Here is a 21,717-nt window from a genome sequence, read left to right as displayed (position 1 = left end):
GTCTGCCGTGACGACCGCCGCCCGCTCCCCCGCCCGCATCGCTCTCTGGACCCTGGCCGGCTTGTCGGCCGGGGTCACCTTGCTGCTGCTGATCGTGACGCTGGCCCTGCCGGGCTGGGTCACCGGCCGCGGCGCTGCCCTGGCCAGCGAAGTCCTGGGCCGGCCGGTCAGCATCGAGGAAGCCAGCTTCCAGCCCTGGCGCCTGGCCCTGGTCATCGAAGGCTTCAGCATCGGCGGCCCCACCCCCAAGCAGCCGCCGCTGTTCAAGCTGCAGAAGATGGATGCGGCCCTGTCACTGCGCTCCCTGCTGCGCGGCCGTGCCGTCATCGAGTCCCTGTCCCTGACCCGGCCCCAACTTCGCGTCGCCCGTGTGGCCGACGGTCGCTACGACATCGACGACCTGATCCAGCGCTTTGCCGCCAAGCCCGGCTCGCCGGAGGAGCCCGACCCCGAGTTCGCCGTCTACAACATCGAGCTGAGCGACGGCCTGGTGCTCTTCGACGACCGCCCGGTGCAGCGCAAGCACGAGCTGGCCGGCCTGCACCTTGCCCTGCCTTTCATGTCGACGCTGCCGACCGACGTCAAGGTCAAGGTGCTGCCGCATCTGAGCGGCAAGCTCGACGGCGTCGCCTTCGACAGCCGTGGCGAGGCCCTGCCTTTCGACGACGACGTCAGTGCCCGCCTGTCCTTCAGGTTCGCTGGTCTGGACCTCGAGCCCCTGGCCGCCTATGTGCCTGCCAGCGCCCCTTTCCGTGTGGGCGGCGGCCGCCTCGACGTCGACCTGGCCCTGGACTTTGCCGAGCGCCCCAAGCAACCGCCGGGCGTCAAGCTCAGCGGTCGGGTGCAGCTGCACGAACTGGCCCTGAAACAGCCCGACGGCCAGCCGCTGCTCGCCTTCAAAAACCTGATCCTGCCGCTGGCTGACGTGCAGCCCCTGCGCCGCCAGCTCGGCTTTGGCGCCATCTTGCTGGAATCGCCCGAGGCCTGGCTGCGGCCCTTGCCGAAGGCGTCGGCCGAAGCCGGCACGCCGGCGGCGACCCCGTGGCAGTTCGGCCTCGCCGGTTTGGAAGTCAAGGACGGGCGCTTCAACGTCAACAAGGACCTCGCGCTGGAAGCCATCCAGCTCAAGCTCGGCAGCATGACGTGGCCGTTGAAGGCCCCCGCCCAGCTCGACGCCAGCCTGCGCCTGGACAAGGCCACGTTGAGCGCCCAGGCCAGGCTTTCCGCGGAACTGCTGCAGGCCGATGCCGAACTGAACGATCTCGCCGTCGAGCGCCTGGCCGCTTGGCTGACCCTGCCGGGCGGTGCCAGGCTGACGGCCGGCGTCTCGACCAAAGCCGGCCTCAGCATCAAGGACCCGCTGGCCGAAGGTGCTGCAGACCGCGTCCAGCTCAGCCTGGCCGAGCTGCAAGTCAAGGATGCCCGCCTCAGCCTGTCTGGCGCTCCCAAGCTCGTGACCCTGGCTTCGGCCCAGCTCGACAAGGCCAGCATCGAACCCGCCGCGCGCACCATTACCCTGGGCACATTGACGCTGGATGCCTTGCGCGCCCAACTCGCCCGCGAGGGCAGCGGCCGCCTGAACATCGCTGCTCTGATGCCGCCCGACGGTGCCGCCTCGGCTGCAGGCCCCGCCTGGAAGCTGCAACTGGCCGCCCTCAACGTCGAACGCGGCGCACTGCGCTGGCAGGACGCCGCTGTGCCTGCGGGCGTCACACCCGTGGCCCTGGCCGTCGAGCCGCTTCGCCTGCAGCTTGGCGCCCTGAGCTGGCCGGTCACGGCGCCGGTGCAGGCCCAGGCCACCGCTCAGCTCGCGGCCCTCGGCGCCAACGACCAACCCGTGGTGGCCAGCGCCGGCAGCCTGCAGTGGAACGGCAAGCTCGGCCTGGCGCCGCTGTCGGCCGCGGGTAGCTTGCAGGCCAAGGCCCTGCCACTGCATCTGCTGAATGCCTATCTCGACCCGGCCTGGGGCCTGCATCTGCAGCGCGCTGAACTCGGCATGAAGGCCGAGGTCGCGGCCCAGCAGGCCGGCAGTGCCTGGAACGCCAGTGTCGGCGGCGATGTGCGTGTCGGGCCGCTGGCCCTGCTGCAGACCCGCGTCGTCGACGGCCAGCGCGTCATCGGCGAAGACCTGCTGAGCTGGCAGGCCTTGCAACTGGACGGCCTCAAGCTGGCGCTCGCCCCTGGCGTGCCACCCAAGCTGGCCGTCAAGGACGCGCTGCTGGACGACGCTTATGCCCGCCTCATCGTCAACGAGCAGGGTCGTTTCAATCTGCGCGATCTCGGCCCGGCGGAGGCGGCTTCCGCGCCGGCGGCATCAGCCTCGGCGCCTGCGCCCGAGTTCGCCGCCGAGCGCATCCGCGTCAACCGCGGCATCGTCGACTTCAACGACCGCTTCGTGAAGCCGAGCTACAGCGCCCGCCTGACCGAACTGCAGGGCTCGCTCGGCGCCTTCTCGTCGACCAGCGCGGCCATGGCGCCGTTGACGCTGAAGGGGAAGGTCGCCGGCACCGGCCTGCTGGAGATCGATGGCCAACTCAAGCCCGGCAATCCGCTGGCCATGGACATTGCCGCCAACGCGACGGACATCGAACTGGCGCCGCTGTCGCCCTATGCCGGCAAATACGCCGGCTACGCCATCGAGCGCGGCAAGCTGTCCACCAGGCTGCGCTACAAGGTCGAGCCGGGCGGCCAGCTGGTGGCCAGCAACCAGATCATCCTGAACCAGCTGACCTTTGGCGAACGCGTCGACAGCCCCGATGCCACCTCGCTGCCCGTGCGCTTCGCCGTTGCGCTGCTGAAGGACGGCAACGGCGTCATCGACATCAACCTGCCGGTCAGCGGCTCGCTGAACGACCCCGAGTTCAGTGTCGGCGGCCTGGTCTGGCGCCTCTTCCTCAATCTCATCGGCAAGGCCCTGACCTCGCCGTTTGCCCTCTTCAGCGGCAGCGACAGCCCCGAGGAGGCCCAGATCGCCTTCAAGCCCGGCGGCGCCGAACTGGCCGCCGTCGACCAGCTCGATCGCATCGCCAAGCTGCTCGTCGACAAGCCCGGCGTGCAATTGACGCTGACGGGCTGGGCCGGCATCGCCGCCGAGGGTCAGGCCCTGCGCGAGCAGCGCCTGGCCAGCGCGCTGAAAGCGGAAAACGCCGCCACGCCCGACGCGGCCCTCAAGCGGCTGTATGAGGCGACCAAGCTGCCCAACAAGCCCAAGAATCTGATTGGCCTGTCCAAGGATCTGCCACCGACCCAGATGCGCGGCCTGCTGCTGGGCAACTACAACATCGACGACGAGATGCTGCGCCAGCTGGCCGTGGCCCGCGCCACCGCCGTGCGCGATGCCCTGCTGGCCCGCGGCGCGCCCAATGCCCGCGTCTTCCTCGCCGCCCCCAAGCTCTGCGACCAGGGTTGCGATGAGACCTGGCGCCCCCATGTCGAGTTGTCCCTTGGCGCCCATTGAAAGACATCCCATGACTGCTCCGAATCTCGAACGCATCACCCTGGCCGGCGGCTGCTTCTGGTGCCTGGAGGCCGTCTACGAACGCGTGAAAGGCGTGCACCACGTCGAGAACGGCTACAGCAACGGCCAGGGCGCCAAGCCCACCTACGAGGCCGTCTGCGGCGGCAACACCGGCTTTGCCGAGGTCGTTCGCATCGACTTCGACCCCGCCGAGGTCTCGCTGCGCGAGCTGTTCGAGGTCTTCTTCACCATCCACGATCCGACGACGCTGAACCGCCAGGGCGCCGACGTCGGCACGCAATACCGCTCGGGCATCTACTGGCATACCGAGGCCCAGAGGCAGCTCGCGGCCGAGGTCATCAAGGAGGCCAACGACCACCACGTCGGCCGGGTCGTCACCGAGCTGCTGCCCGAGACCAACTACCACCCGGCCGAGGCCTACCACCAGCACTACTACGCCCGCAACCCGGACCAGGGTTACTGCGCCTTTGTCGTCGCCGGCAAGGTCGAGAAGTTCCTGGCCAGCTTCAAGCGGCTCGTGAAGTGATGCTGGCCTGGGGCGGGCTGCGACATCGCTATGCCGGCGGTGCGGAGATCGGCTATGCCGATTTCGCGCTGGCCGCGGGCAGGCATCTGCTGCTGCGCGGCGCCTCGGGCTCGGGCAAGTCGACGCTGCTGGCCCTGCTGGCCGGGCTGCTGCGCGTGCAGCAGGGGGAGCTCATCGTCGCCGGCACCGAGCTGCAGGGCATGAGCGCGCGCGCCCTCGATGCCTGGCGCGGCGCGACGCTGGGCGTCGTGCCTCAGCGCCTGCACCTGAGCGAAGCGCTGACGGTGGCCGAGAACCTCGCCCTGCCGGCCCTGGCCGCAGGGCAGGGCGCTGACGCCGAACGTGCGGCCGAGCTGCTCGCCGCCCTGGACATCGCCGAGCTCAGCGGGCGCCGCCCCCACCAGCTCAGCGTCGGCCAGGCTCAACGCGTGGCCCTGGTCCGCGCGCTGATGCGTCGTCCGCGGCTGCTGCTGGCGGATGAGCCCACTGCGAGCCTGGATGACGAGCACGCACTGCACATGCTGGCCCTGTTGCTGACCACGGCCGAACGTGAGGGCTGCACGTTGATCATTGCCAGCCATGACAGCCGCGTCATCGACGCGCTGGGTGAGCGGGATGACGTGGCCGAGCTGGTGCTGCTCGGGCCGGCCGGCGATGCGTCGGCCGACCCGACCACCTTCTGGTCCAGCGGGGTGACGCGATGATCCGCCTGGCCTGGCGCTATCTCTGGTCCAGCCCGCTGACGACGGCGCTGAACCTGTTGCTGCTGACGCTGGGGCTGGCTGCCATGACCTTCGTGCTGCGCGCCAGTGCCCAGGTCGAGGCGGGGCTGAAGCGCGATCTGGCCAACATCGACCTCGTCGTCGGCGCCAAGGGCAGCCCCATGCAGATCATGCTGGCCGGCGTCTTCCACCTCGATGCACCCACCGGCAACATTCCGCTGGCGACGCTGGACCTGCTGAAGCAGCAACCCTTGGTGGCCCAGGCCGTGCCGCTGTCGCTGGGGGACTCATTTCGCGGCTATCGCATTGCCGGCACGACACCGGACTATGTCGGTCTCTACGGCGGCAAGCTGGGGCAGGGCGCCTTGTGGACCCGACCCATGCAGGCTGTCCTGGGCGCCGAAGTCGCGCGCACCGGCGGGCTCAAGGTCGGCGACCGGTTTGCCGGCAGCCATGGCCTGGCCGAGGGTGGCGGTGCGCATGGCGAGCACCAGTTCGAAGTCGTCGGCGTGTTGGCCGAGTCCGGCAGTGTGCTGGACCGCCTGGTGCTGACCGACCTGGCCTCGGTCTGGGAGGTGCATGAAGACCATGCAGCCCCCGGCGAGGACAAGCCCAAGGAAATCACGCTGGCCCTGGTGCGCTACCGCAGCCCGCTGGCGGCCGTCACGCTGCCGCGCTGGGTCAATGCGCAGGACGGCCTGCAGTCGGCCGCACCGGCGTTGGAAACGGCCCGGCTGATGCGCTTGGTGGGCGCAGGCACCGAGGTGCTGCGTGGGTTCGGCATCGTGCTGCTCGCCGCCGCGGGCCTTTCGGTCTGGGTCGCGTTGCTGCACGCGGTGCGGGCTCGGCAGGGCGACCTGGCCATGCTGCGCATGCTGGGCGCACCGGCCCGCCGCGTCGCCGCGCTGATCGCGCTGGAAGCCCTGCTGCTCGCGGCAATCGCCGCCGTGCTGGGCTTGGCCGCCGGCCATGGGCTGGTGGCCGTGCTGGAGCGTCTGCTGGCCGAGCGCCAGTCGCTGAGGCTGGGCGCTCTGGGCCTCAGCGATGCCGAATGGCTGGTGCCGGCACTGGCCGGCGGCCTGGCCTTGCTGGCCGCGGCCTGGCCGGCCTGGCGGGCTTACCGGCTGGACGTCACGACGCTGCTGCAAGCGCCGCGCTGACATTGATCACCCAGGTCACGCCGAACCTGTCCTTCAGCATGCCGTAGAGCGGCGCCCATGGCGCCGGCGCCAGCGGCTGGATGACGATGGCGCTGGCGGCCAGCCCGGCCCAGCGCTGGCTGGCCTCCTCGGCGCTGCTGCAGCCCACGCAGATGAAATAGGCGTTCTCGCCGGGCTGCAGGGCAGTGTCGGTCGGCACGTCATAGGCCATCACCTGGAAGCCGTCGGCGGCGCGCACCTGGCCCCACATCAGGCGATCGGCATCCTGCGGGTCGCGCACGCTGTGGGCATCGCGATAGGTGATCAGCGCGATTTCGCCACCGAAGACGGATTGATAGAACTGGAGCGCGCCGCGGGCCTGGCCGCGCAGGTTGATGTGGGGAACGACGGAGACGGTCATGGATGGCTTTCTGAGAGGTGAGGGAAGCGTCGTCATCACCCCAGAGGAGGGCGCCCGGCGATGAACTGACGGCTGCTACTCTAGGCAGTACTCCTGCCAGTTTTCGTCAGTTGCTGACCGCGTGGCCATGTCTCGTTCCGAGCGCCTGTTTCGTCTGCTCCAAGCCCTTCGTACCCTGCCTTCACCGGTCACCGCCGAGCAGTTGGCCGCCGAGACGGGCGTGTCGGTGCGCTCCATCTACCGTGACATCGAAAGCCTGCGCATGTCCGGCGCCGAGATTGGCGGCGAGCGCGGCCTGGGCTATTGCCTGGTCGAGGACGGCTCGCTGCCACCCCAGACCTTCACGCGACTGGAGATCGAGGCCCTGGTGCTGGGGCTGGCGCAGGTGCGTCATCTCGGTGATCCGGCGCTTGCCAGAGCCGCCGCGTCGGTGCTCGGCAAGGTGGTGGCCACGCTGCCGTCGGCGGGGCAGCAGCACATCCAGCACGCGGTGTCACAGGTTCACCGCTTCAACCAGCGTCCGCCGCCAGCCGTCGACCTGCAGCTGCTGCGCGAGGCCTGCTGGCGCGAGGAAGCGCTGCAGATGGCCTACATCGACCGCGACGGCGCGGCCAGCGACCGCAAGGTCTGGCCGCTGAGCATCGTCTACGTGGACAGTCTGCTGGTGTTGTTCGCCTGGTGCTGCCTGCGCCAGGACTTCCGCATGTTCCGCCTGGAGCGCATCCAGCACGTCGAAAATGTCGGCGAGACCTTCCGCCCGCGGCGCGCGGCGCTGCTGCGGCAATACCTGTCGCAACTGCAGCCCAATGCGACAGAGTCACAATGAGGGCATGAAGTCCCCCGCTGCCGTCATCGCCATCACCCTGCTGGCCGCCACCGCGGCCTTCGCGCAGACCGCGCCTTCCATCGGCCAGGGCCCAGGCTTTCACGACCCGCGCAGCCCCTTCAAGCCGCTGGAGGAGCGCTCCGACATCGTGTCGTGGAAGCTGCTGTCCCAGGTCACGGCCAAGGCCGAGAAAAAGAAGATCGTGCCGACCTTCCCGGCCGCCGTGCAGGCCCTGGATCGCAAGACCATCAAGGTGCAGGGCTTCATGATGCCGCTGGAGGCGGGCGACAAGCAGCAGCATTTCCTGCTGTCCTCGGTGCCGACGACCTGCTCCTTCTGCGTGCCGGCCGGCCCCGAAGGCCTGGTCGAGGTGCGCACCAAGAAGCCGGTGCGTTACACGCTGGAACCCGTCGTCGTCGAAGGCCAGCTGGCCGTGCTGATGGACGACCCTTACGGCCTCTACTACCGCGTCGAGGACGGCAACGCCGTCAATTAAGGCGCGAGCCTTTCACGCACCCAGCGGTCGGTATCCAGCGTGAACACCAGCCGGTCGTGCAGGCGCGAGCGGCGCCCCTGCCAGAACTCGTAACGGTCCGGCACCAGCCGGTAACCACCCCAATGCGGTGGCCGGTCCGGGTTCAGCCCATGCTGCACCGCCGCCTTGGCCGCATTGGCCACCAGCACGGCGCGCGAGGAGATGACCTGGCTCTGCGGCGAGGCCCAGGCACCAAGACGCGAATCCAGGGGCCGGCTCTTGTAGTACTCGTCGGACTCCTCCGCCGAGGTCTTCTCGACACGGCCTTCGATGCGCACGACACGCTCCATCTCCACCCAATGGAATTGCAGGGCCGCAAAGGGGTTGCCTGCTAACTCTTCACCTTTGCGGCTTTCGTAATTGGTGAACCAGACCAGGCCGCGTGCATCGCAGCCCTTCAGCAGCACCACACGCGTCGAGGGCCGGCCGCCTTGGGCCACCGTGGCCAAAGTCATGGCCGTGGGTTCGGACACGTCGTGGGCTATGGCTTCGTCCATCCAGCGGTTGAACAGGGGCAGGGGGCCATCCGCGGCCTGGGCCTCGTCCAGTTCGCCCAGTTCGTAACTCTTTCGGAATTCACTCAGCTTGCTCATGGGGCCGAAGTATGCAGACCTTCCCTTAAGTGAACCTACCAGTTTCAAGAGCAAGGTCACTCGGCATGCTTGTGGCACTGCAGCAAACGGCGCAGACCGATGCTAGGTGAGTGGGTTTTAAGGACATATTGCAAATGACAAAGCGACGCCCCGCCGTCGTCGTGCTGGCCGCAGGTCGCGGTTCGCGCTTCCGCGGTTCGGGCCACAAGCTGGAGCAGAACCTGGGCGGCATGCCCAGCGGAGATACCTTGCTGGCCCGTACCCTGCGTCACGCCATCGCGACGCAGCTGCCGGTCGTGGTCGTCACGACGCCGGCCCTGGCGCCGGCCGTGCACAAATTGATCGCCGCGCGCGACGTCGTGAGCCTGCCGGAGCGCGATGCCCAGGGCCGGCTCCAGCCCATCGGCATGGGCCATTCCATCGTGGCCGGCGTCAGCGCGACGGGCGATGCCGACGGCTGGCTCATCCTGCCCGCCGACATGCCGCTGGTGCAGCCCACCACCATCATGGCCGTGGCCGAAGGTCTCGAACGCTATCCCGTCTGCTATGCCCAGTACCGGGGCATCCAGGGCCATCCGGTGGGCTTCGGCACGGAGCTCTATTCCGAGCTGATGGCGCTGCAGGGTGACGAGGGCGCGCGGCGTATCGTGGCGCGCTATGCGGCCCAGCCCATCGCCGTCGACGACCCCGGCGTGCATGTGGATGTCGACACCGTGGAAGACCTCGCCCGGCTGCGCGGCTAGCCTTGACTGATGCCTAAAGCGGCGCGCACAGCCCGTGCTGAGCCGCCAGGTGTGCCTGGCGCTCCAGTTCCATGTCCCGGATGCCGTGTTCGCGCAAACCCTGGACGGTGCGCAGCAGATAGTCCAGCGTCGTTCCGTAGCGGCCGCTGGCGTGCCGGAAGATGTGCAGCAATTCGGGCTCGTGCAAGGGGCCGGTCCAGTTGGGGCTCTGGCGTGACAGCGTGAAGGCCAGGGCGCGCAGGCGGCCGCAAGGGGTGTCGCAGTTCAGCCAGCGCGGCTCGTAGACGCCGTTGGGCATCTCGCGGGCCCACAGGCGCGGCAGCACCTCCTCGCCGGCGGCTCGTGGGATGCGGTAGATCAGGCCCCGGCAGCTGCCGCCCGAGATCAGCGCCAGCACGAGGCCCGGCTCCTGGGCCGAACCGCGGTTCACGCGTGAGCGCATGCGCAGTACGCGGTGAAAGCCCAGCACCTTGGCCTGCAAGGCCTCGGCATACTCGAACTCGGGGCGCCAGATCAGCGAGCCGTAGGCAAACAGCAGCAGGTCGTCGCCGCTGGCCCGCCATTCGGCGGTCGTCCGCTGCAGCAGATGGGCGCTGCGCACCGGCCCATGAGGAATGTGAATTGCCTGTGACGCCATTGCCGCCATCTTGTCATGGCTGGTACCCAGGTCGTAACCCGTTGCACCGCCTGGGGAAGTAATATGGTTACCTAAATTCCAAAAGGCTAGTTACGAGAGCCTCAGGAGATCCAAATGCACGCCACACTCGATCAAGTTACAGAACGCATCCGCGAACGCAGCGCCAAGCTGCGGGCCGACTACTTGGCCCGCATCGCCAAGATGAGCGGCCGCCAGCGCGGCTTTGAGCGCATGGGTTGCGCCAACGTCGCCCACGCGGTTGCGGCCCTGCCGTCCAACGACAAGCTGCGCATCGTGGCCGAGAAGGCGCCCCATCTGGGCGTCGTCACGGCCTACAACGACATGCTGTCGGCCCACCAGCCCTACGAGGGCTACCCCGAGCAGATCCGCGCCGAAGCGCATCGCCTGGGCGCCACGGTGCAAGTGGCCGGCGGCGTGCCCGCCATGTGCGATGGCGTGACCCAGGGCCTGCCCGGCATGGAGCTGAGCCTGTTCTCGCGCGACACCATCGCGATGGGCACGGCCATCGCCCTGACCCACGACGTCTTCGACGCGGCCCTGCTGCTGGGCATCTGCGACAAGATCGTGCCGGGCCTGCTGATCGGCGCGTTGCACTTCGGCCATCTGCCCTGCGTCTTCGTGCCGGCCGGCCCGATGAGCTCGGGCATCTCCAACAGCGACAAGGCCAAGGTCCGCGAGCTCTACGCCCAGGGCAAGGTCGGCCGCGACGAACTGCTAAAGAGCGAGTCCGCCGCCTATCACGGCGCCGGCACCTGCACCTTCTACGGCACGGCCAACAGCAACCAGATGCTGCTGGAGGCCATGGGCCTGCACACTCCCGGCAGCGCCTTCGTGCACCCGCACGACGACCTGCGCATGGCGCTGACGCGCGAAGCCGTCGGCACGGCGCTGAAGATCAGCGGACGCCTCGAAGGCCAGGTCGCCAAGCCCATCGGCCACGTCGTCGACGAGCGCTGCATCGTCAACGCCATGGTGGCCCTGCTGGCCACCGGCGGCTCGACCAACCACCTCATCCACTGGGTGGCCGTCGCGCGCTCGGCCGGCATCCTGATCAACTGGACGGACTTCTCCGACCTGTCCGCCGTCGTGCCCCTGCTGGCCCGCGTCTACCCCAACGGCAGCGCCGACGTGAACCAGTTCCAGGCCGCTGGCGGCCCGGGCTTCGTCATCCGCGAGCTGATGGACGCCGGGCTGATGCACGAAGACGTGCTCTCGGTCGCCGGCGACAGCTTGCGCCCCTATGCCTTCGTGCCACGCGCGGTGGGGCAGGGCGGTGAAGTCGTGCGTGAACCGCTGCCGGCCGCCAGCGGCGACGACGGCGTCGTGCGCACGGCCGCCGAGCCCTTCAGCGCCACCGGCGGCCTCAAGCTGCTGGACGGCAATCTGGGCCGCGCCGTCATCAAGTCCTCGGCCGTGCCGGAGGACCGCCACACCATCGAAGCGCCTTGCCGCATCTTCACGACGCAGGAAGCCATGCTCACCGCCTTCAAGAACGGCGAGCTGGAAAAGGACGTCGTCGTCGTCGTGCGCTTCCAGGGCCCGCATGCCAACGGCATGCCCGAGCTGCACAAGCTGACGCCCCCGCTGGCCGTGTTGCAGGGCAAGGGCTTCCGCGTGGCCCTGGTCACCGACGGCCGCATGAGCGGCGCCTCCGGCAAGGTGCCGGCGGCCATCCACGTCAGCCCCGAGGCCCTGGCCGGCGGTCCGCTGGCCAGGCTGCGCGATGGCGACGTGGTGCGCGTTTGTGCCGTCAACGGCGTGCTGGCCGCGCTGGTCGACGCTGCGGATTGGGCGGCGCGCGATGTCGCGACCCTCGACGCCGCCGAGGCCGATGTGAATGGCCACGGCCTGGGCCGCGAGCTTTTCGCCGGCCTGCGCCGCAATGTGCTGACCGCCGAAGAAGGCGCGGTCACCTGGTTGTGATCACAGAGAAGAACATGCTTGAAACCCTGAGCCTGGCCAGCCACGGCCCCGTCATCCCCGTCATCGTCATCCAGCGCCTGGAAGACGCCGTGCCGCTGGCCGAGGCCTTGGTGGCCGGTGGCGTCAAGGTGCTGGAGGTGACGCTGCGGACACCCGTCGCCCTTCAGGCCATGGAAGCCATGGCCAAGGTGCCAGGCGCCATCGTCGGCGCCGGCACGCTGCGCACGCCCCAGGACGTGGCCAATGCCAAGAACGCCGGTTGCCAGTTCGGCGTCAGCCCGGGCTTCACTGAAGCCATCGGCGCCGCCTGCCAGCAGCATGGCCTGCCCCTGCTGCCCGGCGTGTCGACGGCCTCCGAGGTCATGCAGGCCAACGCGGCCGGCTACGGCTTCCTGAAGCTCTTCCCGGCCGTGGCCGTGGGCGGCGTGAACCTGCTGAAGTCGCTGGCCGGCCCCTTCCCGGACGTGGTCTTCTGCCCGACCGGTGGCATCTCGCTGGAGACGGCACCGCAATTCCTGAAGCTGCCCAACGTCAAGGTCTGCGGCGGCTCCTGGCTCACGCCTCAGGACGCCGTTGATGCCAAGGACTGGGCGCGCATCACCCGGCTCGCCGCCGATGCCGCTACGCTGCGCGGATGAGCCTCGTCACCGCCGTCTGGTCCAGCGCCTCCCACACCTTCTCCAAGTACACCCAGAGCGCGCTGACGCTGGTTGAAGGGCAGGGCGTCGAAGGCGATGCCCACTGCGGCGTGACGGTCAAGCACCGCTCGCGCGTCGCCGTCGACCCGAGCCAGCCCAATCTGCGCCAGGTGCACCTCATCCAGGGCGAACTCTTCGACGAGCTCGCCGCCCAGGGTTTCGGCGTGCAGCCGGGCCAGATGGGCGAGAACCTCACGACCCGCGGTATCGACCTGCTGGCCCTGCCGCGCGACACCGAACTGCGCATCGGCGCCGAGGTCGTGCTGCGCGTGACCGGCCTGCGCAACCCCTGCCCGCAGATCGAGAACTTCGAGGCCGGCCTGCTGAAGGCCGTCGTCGGCCGCGATAGCGATGGTGGGGGCGTCGTGCGCAAGGCCGGCGTCATGAGCGTGGTGCTCAAAGGCGGCCTCGTGAAGCCGGGCGACGCCATCACCGTGCGCCTGCCGGCGCCGCCTTTCGAGAAGCTCGAACGCGTCTAGCCGGGGATATCGAAGAGCAGGCAGGTCGTGCTGGCGTGGGCGTAGAGCTTGCCGTCATGGCCGACCAGGGTTGCTTCCGACGTCGTGACCTGCCGGCCGCGATGCACGACCTTGCCGATGGCGCGCACCAGCGGCACCTTGTCGCTCAACGCCCGCACCAGGTTGACCTTGAACTCCAGCGTCGTGTAGCCGCGACCGATGGGCATCGTCGTGTGCACCGAGCAGCCCAGGGCCGAGTCCAGCAGCGTTGCGAACCAGCCGCCATGCACGCTGCCCAGCGGGTTGTAGTGCTTGAACTGCGGACGCCCCTGGAAGATGGCCTCGCCGTCGGCGACCGAGATCAGCAGGAAGTCCAGCGTGCGGCTGATCGGCGGGGGCGGACCTTCGCCATCCAGCATGGCCTGCATCTGCTGCAGGCCCGTCTTGCCGGCCAGCATGGCGCGCGATGCGAGGCCCGGCTCCTGCTGCTGGCGGGTCCGCGCGGCAGCCTCTTCGGCCTGCCATTGCGCGAGGATGTCGTCGTGGGAAGTTGAACTCATGGTGGCAGCTTCGAGCGATGAAGCCGCCGATTCTGCGCAAAGCGAGAGCCCTGCGCTGTCGCCCTTGTTCAGGCGGCCAGGCGCTCGGCCGGCACTTCAAGGCGAGGCGACAGGTCGCAGGCCCGGAGCTTGTCCAGCACCGGTCCCTGCCAGGGCAGCAGATAGACCAGGGTCGCCAGCGTGGCGCGCCGCCGCGACGACAGCAGCGGGCGGCCGCGCTCGTCCAGCAACAGCACGTTGGAGCGCACGTTCAGGGGATCGGCCTGCGCGACGGCACCGTCGCCCATGCTGACCCAGTCCCATTCCACCCAGGCGCAACTGTCCGCATAGTGGCGCTCCCAGCGCGTCGAACCACTGAGGCGACACTCGCCGCCGCCGCGCGTGCGGTGCACATGGGTCTGGGCGTGTCTGACGTCCTGGGCGGCGCTGGACAGGGCGGCAACGGGCCAGCAAACGCTGCCTTCGGGCAGTTGAATCAGGGTTGGCATGGACATCACCTCGGGGTCGTGTGATTCGAACGGGACTGCAGTCTCTGGTCAGCGCCGGAGCCGAACAAGCTGGCAGACTTGGCAGGTATGGGTAAGCCCGAAATGAACTACCAGCAGCTGATCGACGTCGGTCTGAGCGAGGACTTCGAGGTCTTCGAGCGCCGTCTTGTCGAGACGGCGGATGCCATGGGGTTCTCCATGATCACCGGCGCGTTGATCCGCGGGCGCCTGCAGGATGCCGACGTGCAGATCACGTCACTCGGCAACACGCCCGATGCCTATCTGCAGGCCGCACGCGACCTGGGAGACGCCAGGCGCGACCCCGTCATGACCCGGTTGATGATGGAGTCGATTCCCGTCGTCTACGACCAGGCCACCTATGTCGCGGCCGGTGTCGGCGAACTTTGGGAGATGCAGGCGCCCTATGGCTACAAGACCGGCATCGCCGTGAAGCTGCATCTGCCCGGCGACAAGCATTTCCTGCTGGGCGTGGATAGAGAAGAGGCTCTACCCGCGACCGGCGAGCAGTTGATGCCAATGGTTGCAGGCCTGCAACTTTTGGCAGCACATGCGTTGACTGCCGCCGACCGCCTGCTGAGTCCCATGCTCGCCAAGGGCGACATGCCCAAGCTCACCAAGCGTGAACTGGACGTGCTCAGCTGGACGGCTCAGGGCAAGACGGCCTGGGAGGTCAGCGTCATCCTGGGCATGAGCGAGAAGACCGTGAACTTCCATCTCGGCAATGCGATGCGCAAGCTGGAAGTCAATTCCAAGCACCAGGCGGTGCTCAGGTGCGTCGCGGCGGGCATCCTCTGACATCGCACAACCTAGCAAACTTGCTAGGTTTCTAGGGGGGCAAAAACGGAGACAGTCCGGGCAAGCCAATTTCAGCCCCTTCTCCCAGGAGCCCCTCATGTCCATCATCGATCTGATCCTCGAAGCTCTCGGTCTGCCCCGTACGGGCGGCTGAGGGTTCACCCGATGCACGCGGCGACGAAGAACCAGGGTGACCGGCTCCAGACAACGAGCTCCGCACCTTGCGTCTTCCTGAAGCCGCAGCGTCCCGCCTTCCACTCGATGCCTTCGAGCAGTACCGGCACCGTGTCCATCTCCGCGGCAACATACGCCAGGCTGCTCAGCCTGGCAGACCAGGCCCCTCTCGAGTGCCTGCCCGTGACCTCGCGCACCCTGGCCCATGCCAAGACGCTGGGCTACAACCAGATCGGCCAGATCCGCAGCACGCCGAACAGCCGCCTCTTCGCCGATCTCGGCGAGGATCACGCCGAGGAACTGCAGCGCGCCCTCTATGACTACGGCATGCGCCCCTCCGAGTTCGGTGAACTGAGCGACTGACGGCCGCAGCCCGCCCCTCTACTCCTTCGTGCCCGGTGCCCCAGTGACCGGGCTCTTTTTTTGCGCGGCTGCCGGTGGCTCCGGCGTGCGAGCATGTGGGCCTCGCATCCGAGTCCCCCATGCAAGACCGAGACATCCCCCTCGAGGCCTGGCCGCGCCGCGCGGCCCTCGAACATTTCCGCCGCATGGCCCAGCCGGCCTTCAGCATCACCGCGCCCGTCGACGTGACCGGCCTGCGCGAGCGCGCGGCTGCCCATGGCGCCACACCCTGGCTGGCCTATCACCATGCGGCGCTGGAGGCCGCCAATGCCGTCGATGCCATGCGCCAGACCATGAAGGCCGACGGCAGCGGCGTGCGCGAGTTCGCCGTCATCCATGCCAGCACGACGGTGCTGCGCGACGACGGCAGCTTCGGCTTCCTCACGCTGCCGCGAGAGGCCTCGCTGGCGGCCTTCGCGGCCCGGGCCAGACCCCATATCGAGCGCGTGCGCCAGGCCAGCGGTGACCTGTTCGCCGCCGACGACCCGGGCGATGTGCGTGAAGAGACCCTGGTCCACATGACCGCCTTGCCCTGGATGTCCTTCACGGCCTTCACCCATGCGCGCGGCGTCGGCGATGACCGGCCCAAGGTGGCCTTCGGCCGCTTCAAGGAGGAAGGTGGCCGGCTGCTGATGCCGGTGGCCATCGACGTGCACCACGCGCTGTGCGACGGTGTGCATGTCGGCCGCTTCTTCGAGCGACTGCAGGCGCAGCTGGACGCGATCTAGCCCCCATCTAGCGATAGTCCGCCACGTCGACCTCGCCCTTCTCGCTGTCCAGCATGTGACGCCAGGCGTCGGGCTGGCTGCCGTCGAGGTCCGTGAAGCCATAGACGCGCGCCAGCTGGCCGCTGGACAAGGACTGGCCGCTCCAGCGCCCGACGTCGGGGTCGCTGGCCAGCGCCACGACGGCGCGCCCCACCAAGGCCGGGCTCTCGGCGATGGCAAAACCCGGCACGCGCTCGATGGCCTCGCGCCAGTTGTCCTCGCGCACGCCAAACACCTCCAGCATGGCCTCCGAACGCAACCAGCCCGGCGTCAGCGACAACCCCGTCGCGCCGCGCGACTTCAGCTCGTGGCCCAGCGCGAAGCCCATGCGCAGCACGGCCGCCTTGCTGAGGTCGTAGAAGAAGGAGTTGCGGTAGCGCGTGCCGTTGTATTCCTCGGTGCCGTCATTGATCTCGACGACCAGACCGCCCGGCGTCTTCAACAGCAAGGGGATGGCGAAGTGGCTGGTGATGGCATGGGTGTCGATGGCCAGGCGCAGGCTGTGCAGACCGAATGCCAGGTCCGACTCCCAGACCGTCTTGCCCCATTCGATGCGGGTCGCGCCGAAGATGTCGTTGACCAGGACATGCAGGACACCCTGTTCGCGTTCGATACGGGCGACCAGCTCACGCACCTCGTCAGGCACGAGGTGATCGACCTGCACCGCAATGCCGCGGCCGCCAGCGGCATCGACGAGGGCGGCGGTCTCCTCGATGGTCTCGGGTCTGTCCATCTCCGACCGGGCTGCCTGCGTGCTGCGCCCGGTGCAGTAGACCGTCGCGCCAGCCTCGCCCAGGGCCACCGCAATGCCGCGGCCGGCACCGCGTGTCGCACCAGCCACCAGGGCCACCTTGCCTGCCAATGCCTTGCCCATGTCGATCTCCGTGATCCTCGTTCGTCGTGAAGCAGATGATGTCGGCAAATCGGCAGCGTCATTCACTTTGAAGGGATTCGACATGGCAACGCAAGACAACCCGGTCAAGGGCCCGGCTTCCTACTTCCCGTCCATCGAGAAGAAATACGGCCAGCCCATCGCCCATTGGGAAAAGGTCATCAACCGGGCCGGCCCGCTGAAGCATATGGAGCTGGTCACCCACCTGAAGACCGAGCACGAGATGGGCCACGGCCATGCCAATGCGCTGGTGGCCTGGGTGCTGGCCAAGCGCAAGTAGTCGATCTCGCCGTCTCTCCGCGTTTCTGGGGATGATGCGGACCGGGGTGGATGCAAGACTGCGGCCGGCTCCTTCCTCACGAGGCTCCTCATGAATTCGCCGCGTCAACTGGTGCTGCTGTGCGACGGCACCAACAACAACCTCAGCGGCCGCCATGCCGATACGCATGTGGTGCTGCTGGCGGAGCTGCTGCGCCTCTTTCCCGACCCCAACCGCCTCGTCTACTACGACCCGGGCGTGGGCAACCCAGGCCAATTGCCCGGCACCACCTTTGCCGACAAGTTCAGCCGCGCCAAGGACCGTGTCAACGGCCTGGCCTTCGGCCGCGGCCTGTACGACAACGTCGCCGAGGGCTATCAATTCCTGATGGCCAACTGGCAGCCGGGCGACCAGATCTTCGCTTTCGGCTTCTCGCGCGGCGCCTTCACCGCGCGCTCCATCGTCGGCATGGTGAATGCGTTCGGCATCATCGACAGCCACCAGGACACCCTGGTCTCCAGCCTCGTCGCCACTTATTTCTCCAAGACTTCGCCGGCCCACGCGGCCATCCGGGAGCAGGCCGCGCGCCTCTTCGGCCAGGCCGGTGCGGGCCAGCCCTGGCCCGAGATCCATTTCGTCGGCGTCTGGGACACCGTGGCCAGTGTCGGCCTGCCGCCCTTTGGCCTGAAGATCACCGCACGACCGACGCTAGGCGGCAAGCATTTCCGCCATGTGCGCCAGGCCCTGGCCCTGGACGAGCAGCGCGCGCAGTTCCTGCCGCGCGCCTATGCCCAGAACAACGGCGGCTACGAGATGGCCAACCAGCAGCGTGGCGACATCCAGCAGTTCTGGTTCCGCGGCTCGCACTGCGATGTCGGCGGTGGCAATGTCTACCCCTACAGCGAACTGTCCCGCGCGTCCTTTGCGTGGATGGTGGCCGAGGCCGTCCAGTGCGGGCTCAGCCTGCCGGCAAACACGACCCATGCCACCCCCGCGACCGAGTCCGATGTGTTCAATCTGATGCCGGTGCTCGACCCGCACCCGCCGCATCGCTTCGCGGCTCGCGTCAACAGCGAGACCCAGGCGACGCCACTGTGGGCGCTGACCGGGCTCAAGGTGCGTGACACGGCCCATGCCGATGTAGACGAGGGCGCCTGCACGCCGGTCAAGATGCAGGCGCATGCGTCGGTACTGCAATGGGCGCATGCCTTTCCCGCCCGCACCGCCTGGGGCGAGCGCGGCAACGCGCCCTGGGGCCGGCTGGTCGTGGGCCTGCTGGTGCTCCTGCTGCTGGCAGCCGTGATGGGCTGGTCGCATCTCAGCTCAGAGGGCTGGCTGCCGCCGCTGGATCAGCTCCCGGCGGCCTTAGCTGCCAACGGCGACTTCCAGCGCTGGCAGCTCAGCCTAGCCTCCATGGGGGAATGGATGGGGCAGGCGAGGGGCTTCGCCCGGCCGGTCAAGGCGTTGTTGCTGGATTTCCTGCTCATCGCCACCTGGGCCTGGCTGCTGGCGCCCTGGTTCTGCCGCGCGTTCGCCCGCCATGCCGGCCTCATCCAGGTCGGCATGACGCCCTCGGCGTGGCTGAACCGTGCAGGCTGGGCCCTGGCCGCCGCCGTGGGCGCCGACATTGCGGAGGACCTGCTGTCCCTCGTCGCCCTGGCTGCGGCGGGCCACGGCCAGGAGCCCATGCCGTCCTGGCCGCTGGCCGCGGGCGTTCGCCTGCTGTTGTTTGCGGCCAGCGCCATCAAATGGGTGGCGCTGCTCGGCATGGCCGGGCTGATCCTGAGCACACCGCTGCGCCGTCACCCGAAGCCCTAACCGTCGATGGTCACGATGACCGGTGCGTGGTCGCTGGGGCGCTCGTTCTTGCGCGGCAGCTTGTCAATCTCGCAGGCCGTCACGCGAGATTTGAGCGCTGCGCTGACGAGGATGTGGTCGATGCGCAGACCCTGGTTCTTGCGAAAGGCCAGGTTGCGGTAGTCCCACCAGCTCCAGCTCTTGGGCGGCTGCTCGAAGAGGCGGAAGGCGTCGGTGAGGCCCAGGCCGATCAACTGCTGGAAATGCTCGCGCTCCTGCGGCGTGCAGTGGATCTGGCCGGCCCAGGCGATGGGGTCATAGACGTCGCGGTCCTCGGGGGCGATGTTGAAGTCGCCCATCAGCACGAGTTCCGGGTGCTGCTTCATTTCCTCGACCAGCCAGGCGCGCAGGCCGGTCAGCCAGTTCATTTTGTAGACGAACTTGTCGCTGTCCGGTGCCTGACCGTTGGGAAAGTAGCCGCCGATGACGCGCACGCCGCCCACCGTGCCGGCGATGACGCGGGCCTGCTCGTCGGCAAAGCCGGTGATGTTCTTGACGATGTCGGTGGCCGGCTCGCGGCTGATCAGCGCGACGCCGTTGTAGGTCTTCTGGCCGAACCACTGCACCTGCCAGCCCGCCTCGCCGATTTCCATCGTCGGGAACTTGTCGTCGGTGAGCTTGGTCTCCTGCAGCACCAGCGCATCGACGGGATGGGCGGCCAGCCAGTCCAGCACCTGGGGCAGGCGGACGGCGAGGGAGTTGACGTTCCAGGTGGCGAACTTCTTCATCGCATGGATCTCAAGGCTTGGGGGTGGCGGGCATTGTGACCGGCGCGAGCCGGGTCACGATGTGAGCAATCAACCGCTGTAGCCGCCCGAGTCGGCGCAGGTCGCGGTGGTAGCCGAGAAACACCTCCCGGCTGGGCGGCGCCTCGGGCAGCGTGGCTTTCACCAGGCCCGGGTGGGCGTCGCCAAGCGGGCAGGGCAGCACCGTCCAACCCCGCCCGGCAGCGCACAACGCGGCCTGCACCTGACGGTTGTTGCTGCGCAGCGTGACCTTGGCCTGCGGCAGCACGCGCTGTAGCCACTGCACATCGGGCATCTCGGCAAAGGCCGTGTCCATGGTGATCAACTCGGTGCCGCGGCCATCGCCCCAGACGGGCAGGGCCAGCCCAGCGGCGCCGTACAGCGCGTAGTCCAACGTCATCAGCCGGCGCTGCACGACCTCGGCGCTCTCGAAGGGGCGGATGCGGAACACCAGGTCGGCTTCGCGGCGGGCGAGATTGAAGAGGCGGGAGTCGGTGATCAGCTCGATGACGACGCGCGGGTGACGCGCCTGGAAGCCGGCCAGCACCGGCGCCAGCACGTGCACGCCAAACCAGTCGGAAGACGAAACGCGGATCAGGCCTTCCAGCTCCGCCTCCTGACCCGCCAGCCGGCGCTCGAAGGCCAGGGCCTCCTCTTCCATGCGCTCGGCGTGGGCCAGCACCTCGGCGCCGGCGTCGGTTGTCACGAAGCCTTCAGAGCCGCGCTGGAACAGCGACGTGCCCACCCTCTCCTCGAAGGCCTTGAGCCGCCGGCCCATGGTGGGCTGGGATTGGCCCAGCGCCCGCGCCGCGCCGCCGAGAGAGCCGGCGCGAGCGACGGCGAGAAACACCTTGATGTCGTCCCAGTCCATGCCGGCAAGCATACGAAATTGCATGCTCGGCTTGCGGAATCGTTGGTTTTCATTCGAAGTCGCATGACCAAAACTCCCGTCATCAACAACCCAGGAGTTCTTCATGAATGCCAAGACCTCAACGATGCGTGCGTCGCGTGTGGACCAACCCGGCGGCGATTTCGTCGCCGTCAATCTGCCCCGGCCCGAGCCCGGCGAAGGCCAGGTGCTGGTGCGCATCCATGCCAGCGGCGTGAATCCTCTGGACACCAAGATCCGTGCTGGCCAGGCCGCCCATGCTCGGCAACCGCTGCCTGCGGTGCTGGGCATCGACATGGCCGGAGTCGTCGAGCAGGTCGGCGCTGGCGTGACGGGCTGGAAGGCGGGCGACGAGGTCTATGCCATGGCCGGCGGCATCGCTGGCCTGCAGGGCACGCTGGCGGAGTTCATCGCCGTCGATGCCCGCCTGCTGGCGCGCAAGCCAGCGCGGCTGACGATGCGCGAAGCCGCGGCGCTGCCGCTGGCCGTCATCACGGCCTGGGAGGGATTGGTGGATCGCGCCCAGGTGAAGCCCGGCCAGAAGGTGTTGGTGCAGGGCGGTGCCGGCGGTGTCGGACACATCGCCGTGCAGCTGGCGCGGGCGCGCGGCGCGGAGGTGTTCGCCACCGTGGAGGCCGAGGACTTCGAGCTCGTGCGCTCATGGGGCGCCACGCCCATCGACTTCCGCAGCGAGACGGTCGCAGACTATGTCGGCCAACACACGGCCGGCCAGGGCTTCGACGTCGTCTTCGACGCCGTCGGCGGCCCCGTGCTGGACGCGTCCTTCACCGCCGCGCGGCGCTACGGCGGCCATGTCGTCAGCATCCTTGGCTGGGGCACGCACAGCCTGGCGCCGCTGTCCTTCCGGGCCGCGACCTACTCGGGCGTGTTCACGCTGCTGCCGCTGCTCAGCGGCGAGGGCCGCGACGCGCATGGCGCCATCCTGCGCGAGGCCGCGGCCCTGGTGGATGCCGGCCTGCTGACGCCGCGGTTGGATGCGCGCCGCTTCACGCTGGCGACGGCTGGCGACGCGCATGCCCTCGTCGCGGCCGGACTGGGCCAGGGCAAGGTCGTCGTCGATGTCATGGGCTGACGGGCAGCGCACGCGTCCCGACAGCTCAATCTAGGGGCCCGCCGCGTTATCGGT

24 protein-coding genes are annotated in these 21,717 nt (G+C 68.5%); 16 read left to right on the top strand and 8 right to left on the bottom strand.

The annotated features are described in order from the left end of the window. Positions 1 to 7 precede the first annotated feature (7 nt). The 4 genes from ACS5PN_RS04205 to ACS5PN_RS04190 are packed head-to-tail and all read left to right on the top strand — an operon-like array spanning position 8 to position 5,886. A complete protein-coding gene (locus tag ACS5PN_RS04205; protein WP_439462681.1) occupies positions 8 to 3,457 on the top strand; it encodes a DUF748 domain-containing protein in 3,450 nt (1,149 codons plus the stop codon). A gap of 10 nt (positions 3,458 to 3,467) precedes the next feature. Beyond that, positions 3,468 to 4,004 (top strand): peptide-methionine (S)-S-oxide reductase MsrA, encoded by a 537-nt coding sequence (msrA, locus tag ACS5PN_RS04200; protein WP_439462680.1) that lies wholly within the window; start codon positions 3,468 to 3,470, stop codon positions 4,002 to 4,004. Beyond that, positions 4,004 to 4,708 carry an ATP-binding cassette domain-containing protein gene (locus tag ACS5PN_RS04195; protein WP_439462679.1) on the top strand — a complete coding sequence of 235 codons (705 nt, stop codon included), beginning with the start codon at positions 4,004 to 4,006 and terminating at the stop codon, positions 4,706 to 4,708. The genes msrA and ACS5PN_RS04195 overlap by 1 nt, the downstream gene beginning before the upstream one ends. Then, positions 4,705 to 5,886, top strand: a complete 1,182-nt coding sequence (locus ACS5PN_RS04190) for an FtsX-like permease family protein (protein ID WP_439462678.1) — start codon at positions 4,705 to 4,707, stop codon at positions 5,884 to 5,886. Before ACS5PN_RS04195 ends, ACS5PN_RS04190 begins: the two co-directional genes overlap by 4 nt. Here the strand turns inward: ACS5PN_RS04190 and ACS5PN_RS04185 are convergent. Next, on the bottom strand, positions 5,858 to 6,286 hold the full coding sequence (locus ACS5PN_RS04185; protein WP_439462677.1) for a VOC family protein: 429 nt from the start codon (positions 6,284 to 6,286) through the stop codon (positions 5,858 to 5,860). The two genes, ACS5PN_RS04190 and ACS5PN_RS04185, sit on opposite strands and share 29 nt — an antisense overlap. A gap of 127 nt (positions 6,287 to 6,413) precedes the next feature. Here ACS5PN_RS04185 and ACS5PN_RS04180 point away from each other — a divergent pair, with 127 nt between their 5' ends. Beyond that, positions 6,414 to 7,112: a helix-turn-helix transcriptional regulator gene (locus ACS5PN_RS04180; RefSeq protein ID WP_439463692.1), complete on the top strand. Its 699-nt coding sequence runs from the start codon at positions 6,414 to 6,416 to the stop codon at positions 7,110 to 7,112. Positions 7,113 to 7,116: 4 nt separating this feature from the next. Continuing rightward, positions 7,117 to 7,608, top strand: a complete 492-nt coding sequence (locus ACS5PN_RS04175; RefSeq protein ID WP_439462676.1) for a DUF3299 domain-containing protein — start codon at positions 7,117 to 7,119, stop codon at positions 7,606 to 7,608. Here ACS5PN_RS04175 and pdxH read toward each other — a convergent pair. Continuing rightward, complete coding sequence (gene pdxH, locus ACS5PN_RS04170; protein WP_439462675.1) at positions 7,605 to 8,240, bottom strand: pyridoxamine 5'-phosphate oxidase; 636 nt, start codon at positions 8,238 to 8,240, stop codon at positions 7,605 to 7,607. The genes ACS5PN_RS04175 and pdxH overlap by 4 nt on opposite strands. Positions 8,241 to 8,374: 134 nt before the next feature. Between pdxH and ACS5PN_RS04165 the strand changes: the two genes are divergently transcribed. Then, a complete protein-coding gene (locus tag ACS5PN_RS04165) occupies positions 8,375 to 8,983 on the top strand; it encodes a nucleotidyltransferase family protein (protein WP_439462674.1) in 609 nt (202 codons plus the stop codon). Positions 8,984 to 8,996: 13 nt separating this feature from the next. On the opposite strand, the gene ACS5PN_RS04160 is transcribed toward ACS5PN_RS04165, so the two are convergent. Next, positions 8,997 to 9,584: a gamma-glutamylcyclotransferase gene (locus ACS5PN_RS04160; RefSeq protein ID WP_439462673.1), complete on the bottom strand. Its 588-nt coding sequence runs from the start codon at positions 9,582 to 9,584 to the stop codon at positions 8,997 to 8,999. Positions 9,585 to 9,734: 150 nt separating this feature from the next. On the opposite strand from ACS5PN_RS04160, the gene edd reads away from it, so the two are divergent. The 3 genes from edd to ACS5PN_RS04145 are packed head-to-tail and all read left to right on the top strand — an operon-like array spanning position 9,735 to position 12,741. Then, complete coding sequence (gene edd, locus ACS5PN_RS04155) at positions 9,735 to 11,564, top strand: phosphogluconate dehydratase (RefSeq protein WP_439462672.1); 1,830 nt, start codon at positions 9,735 to 9,737, stop codon at positions 11,562 to 11,564. Positions 11,565 to 11,578: 14 nt separating this feature from the next. Then, complete coding sequence (eda, locus tag ACS5PN_RS04150; protein ID WP_439462671.1) at positions 11,579 to 12,202, top strand: bifunctional 4-hydroxy-2-oxoglutarate aldolase/2-dehydro-3-deoxy-phosphogluconate aldolase; 624 nt, start codon at positions 11,579 to 11,581, stop codon at positions 12,200 to 12,202. After that, the gene (locus ACS5PN_RS04145; RefSeq protein ID WP_439462670.1) at positions 12,199 to 12,741 is read left to right on the top strand and encodes an MOSC domain-containing protein; all 543 of its coding nucleotides are present in this window, start codon (positions 12,199 to 12,201) and stop codon (positions 12,739 to 12,741) included. The genes eda and ACS5PN_RS04145 overlap by 4 nt, the downstream gene beginning before the upstream one ends. On the opposite strand, the gene ACS5PN_RS04140 is transcribed toward ACS5PN_RS04145, so the two are convergent. Beyond that, entirely contained in the window at positions 12,738 to 13,280 is a 543-nt protein-coding gene (locus ACS5PN_RS04140; RefSeq protein ID WP_439462669.1) for a PaaI family thioesterase, read from the bottom strand. The genes ACS5PN_RS04145 and ACS5PN_RS04140 overlap by 4 nt on opposite strands. A 68-nt stretch (positions 13,281 to 13,348) precedes the next feature. Beyond that, entirely contained in the window at positions 13,349 to 13,768 is a 420-nt protein-coding gene (locus ACS5PN_RS04135) for a hypothetical protein (RefSeq protein ID WP_439462668.1), read from the bottom strand. Positions 13,769 to 13,855: 87 nt separating this feature from the next. On the opposite strand from ACS5PN_RS04135, the gene ACS5PN_RS04130 reads away from it, so the two are divergent. The 3 genes from ACS5PN_RS04130 (at position 13,856) to ACS5PN_RS04120 (ending at position 15,888) form a co-directional block, all read left to right on the top strand. Next, positions 13,856 to 14,584: a helix-turn-helix transcriptional regulator gene (locus tag ACS5PN_RS04130; RefSeq protein WP_439462667.1), complete on the top strand. Its 729-nt coding sequence runs from the start codon at positions 13,856 to 13,858 to the stop codon at positions 14,582 to 14,584. Positions 14,585 to 14,845: 261 nt separating this feature from the next. Further along, positions 14,846 to 15,121, top strand: coding sequence for a hypothetical protein (locus ACS5PN_RS04125; RefSeq protein WP_439462666.1), 276 nt, complete (start codon positions 14,846 to 14,848; stop codon positions 15,119 to 15,121). A gap of 119 nt (positions 15,122 to 15,240) precedes the next feature. Next, positions 15,241 to 15,888: a CatA-like O-acetyltransferase gene (locus ACS5PN_RS04120; RefSeq protein ID WP_439462665.1), complete on the top strand. Its 648-nt coding sequence runs from the start codon at positions 15,241 to 15,243 to the stop codon at positions 15,886 to 15,888. Positions 15,889 to 15,895: 7 nt separating this feature from the next. Here ACS5PN_RS04120 and ACS5PN_RS04115 read toward each other — a convergent pair whose 3' ends face one another. Continuing rightward, on the bottom strand, positions 15,896 to 16,801 hold the full coding sequence (locus ACS5PN_RS04115) for an SDR family oxidoreductase (protein ID WP_439462664.1): 906 nt from the start codon (positions 16,799 to 16,801) through the stop codon (positions 15,896 to 15,898). Between the two features lie 82 nt (positions 16,802 to 16,883). Here ACS5PN_RS04115 and ACS5PN_RS04110 point away from each other — a divergent pair, with 82 nt between their 5' ends. Together ACS5PN_RS04110 and ACS5PN_RS04105 are read left to right on the top strand one after the other, a co-directional pair. Beyond that, entirely contained in the window at positions 16,884 to 17,099 is a 216-nt protein-coding gene (locus ACS5PN_RS04110; RefSeq protein ID WP_439462663.1) for a DUF4287 domain-containing protein, read from the top strand. A 90-nt stretch (positions 17,100 to 17,189) separates the two neighbouring features. Then, positions 17,190 to 18,896 carry a T6SS phospholipase effector Tle1-like catalytic domain-containing protein gene (locus ACS5PN_RS04105; RefSeq protein ID WP_439462662.1) on the top strand — a complete coding sequence of 569 codons (1,707 nt, stop codon included), beginning with the start codon at positions 17,190 to 17,192 and terminating at the stop codon, positions 18,894 to 18,896. Here the strand turns inward: ACS5PN_RS04105 and xth are convergent. Together xth and ACS5PN_RS04095 are read right to left on the bottom strand one after the other, a co-directional pair. Next, on the bottom strand, positions 18,893 to 19,663 hold the full coding sequence (gene xth / locus ACS5PN_RS04100) for an exodeoxyribonuclease III (RefSeq protein WP_439462661.1): 771 nt from the start codon (positions 19,661 to 19,663) through the stop codon (positions 18,893 to 18,895). The genes ACS5PN_RS04105 and xth overlap by 4 nt on opposite strands. A gap of 10 nt (positions 19,664 to 19,673) precedes the next feature. Next, a complete protein-coding gene (locus ACS5PN_RS04095) occupies positions 19,674 to 20,576 on the bottom strand; it encodes a LysR family transcriptional regulator (RefSeq protein ID WP_439462660.1) in 903 nt (300 codons plus the stop codon). Positions 20,577 to 20,655: 79 nt separating this feature from the next. On the opposite strand from ACS5PN_RS04095, the gene ACS5PN_RS04090 reads away from it, so the two are divergent. Continuing rightward, positions 20,656 to 21,663, top strand: a complete 1,008-nt coding sequence (locus ACS5PN_RS04090) for a zinc-dependent alcohol dehydrogenase family protein (RefSeq protein WP_439462659.1) — start codon at positions 20,656 to 20,658, stop codon at positions 21,661 to 21,663. Positions 21,664 to 21,717 lie beyond the last annotated feature (54 nt).

It is taken from the genome of Roseateles sp. NT4, from assembly GCF_051857475.1.
Classification (GTDB): domain Bacteria; phylum Pseudomonadota; class Gammaproteobacteria; order Burkholderiales; family Burkholderiaceae_C; genus Pelomonas.
This window is presented reverse-complemented; position numbering and strand designations above follow the sequence as displayed.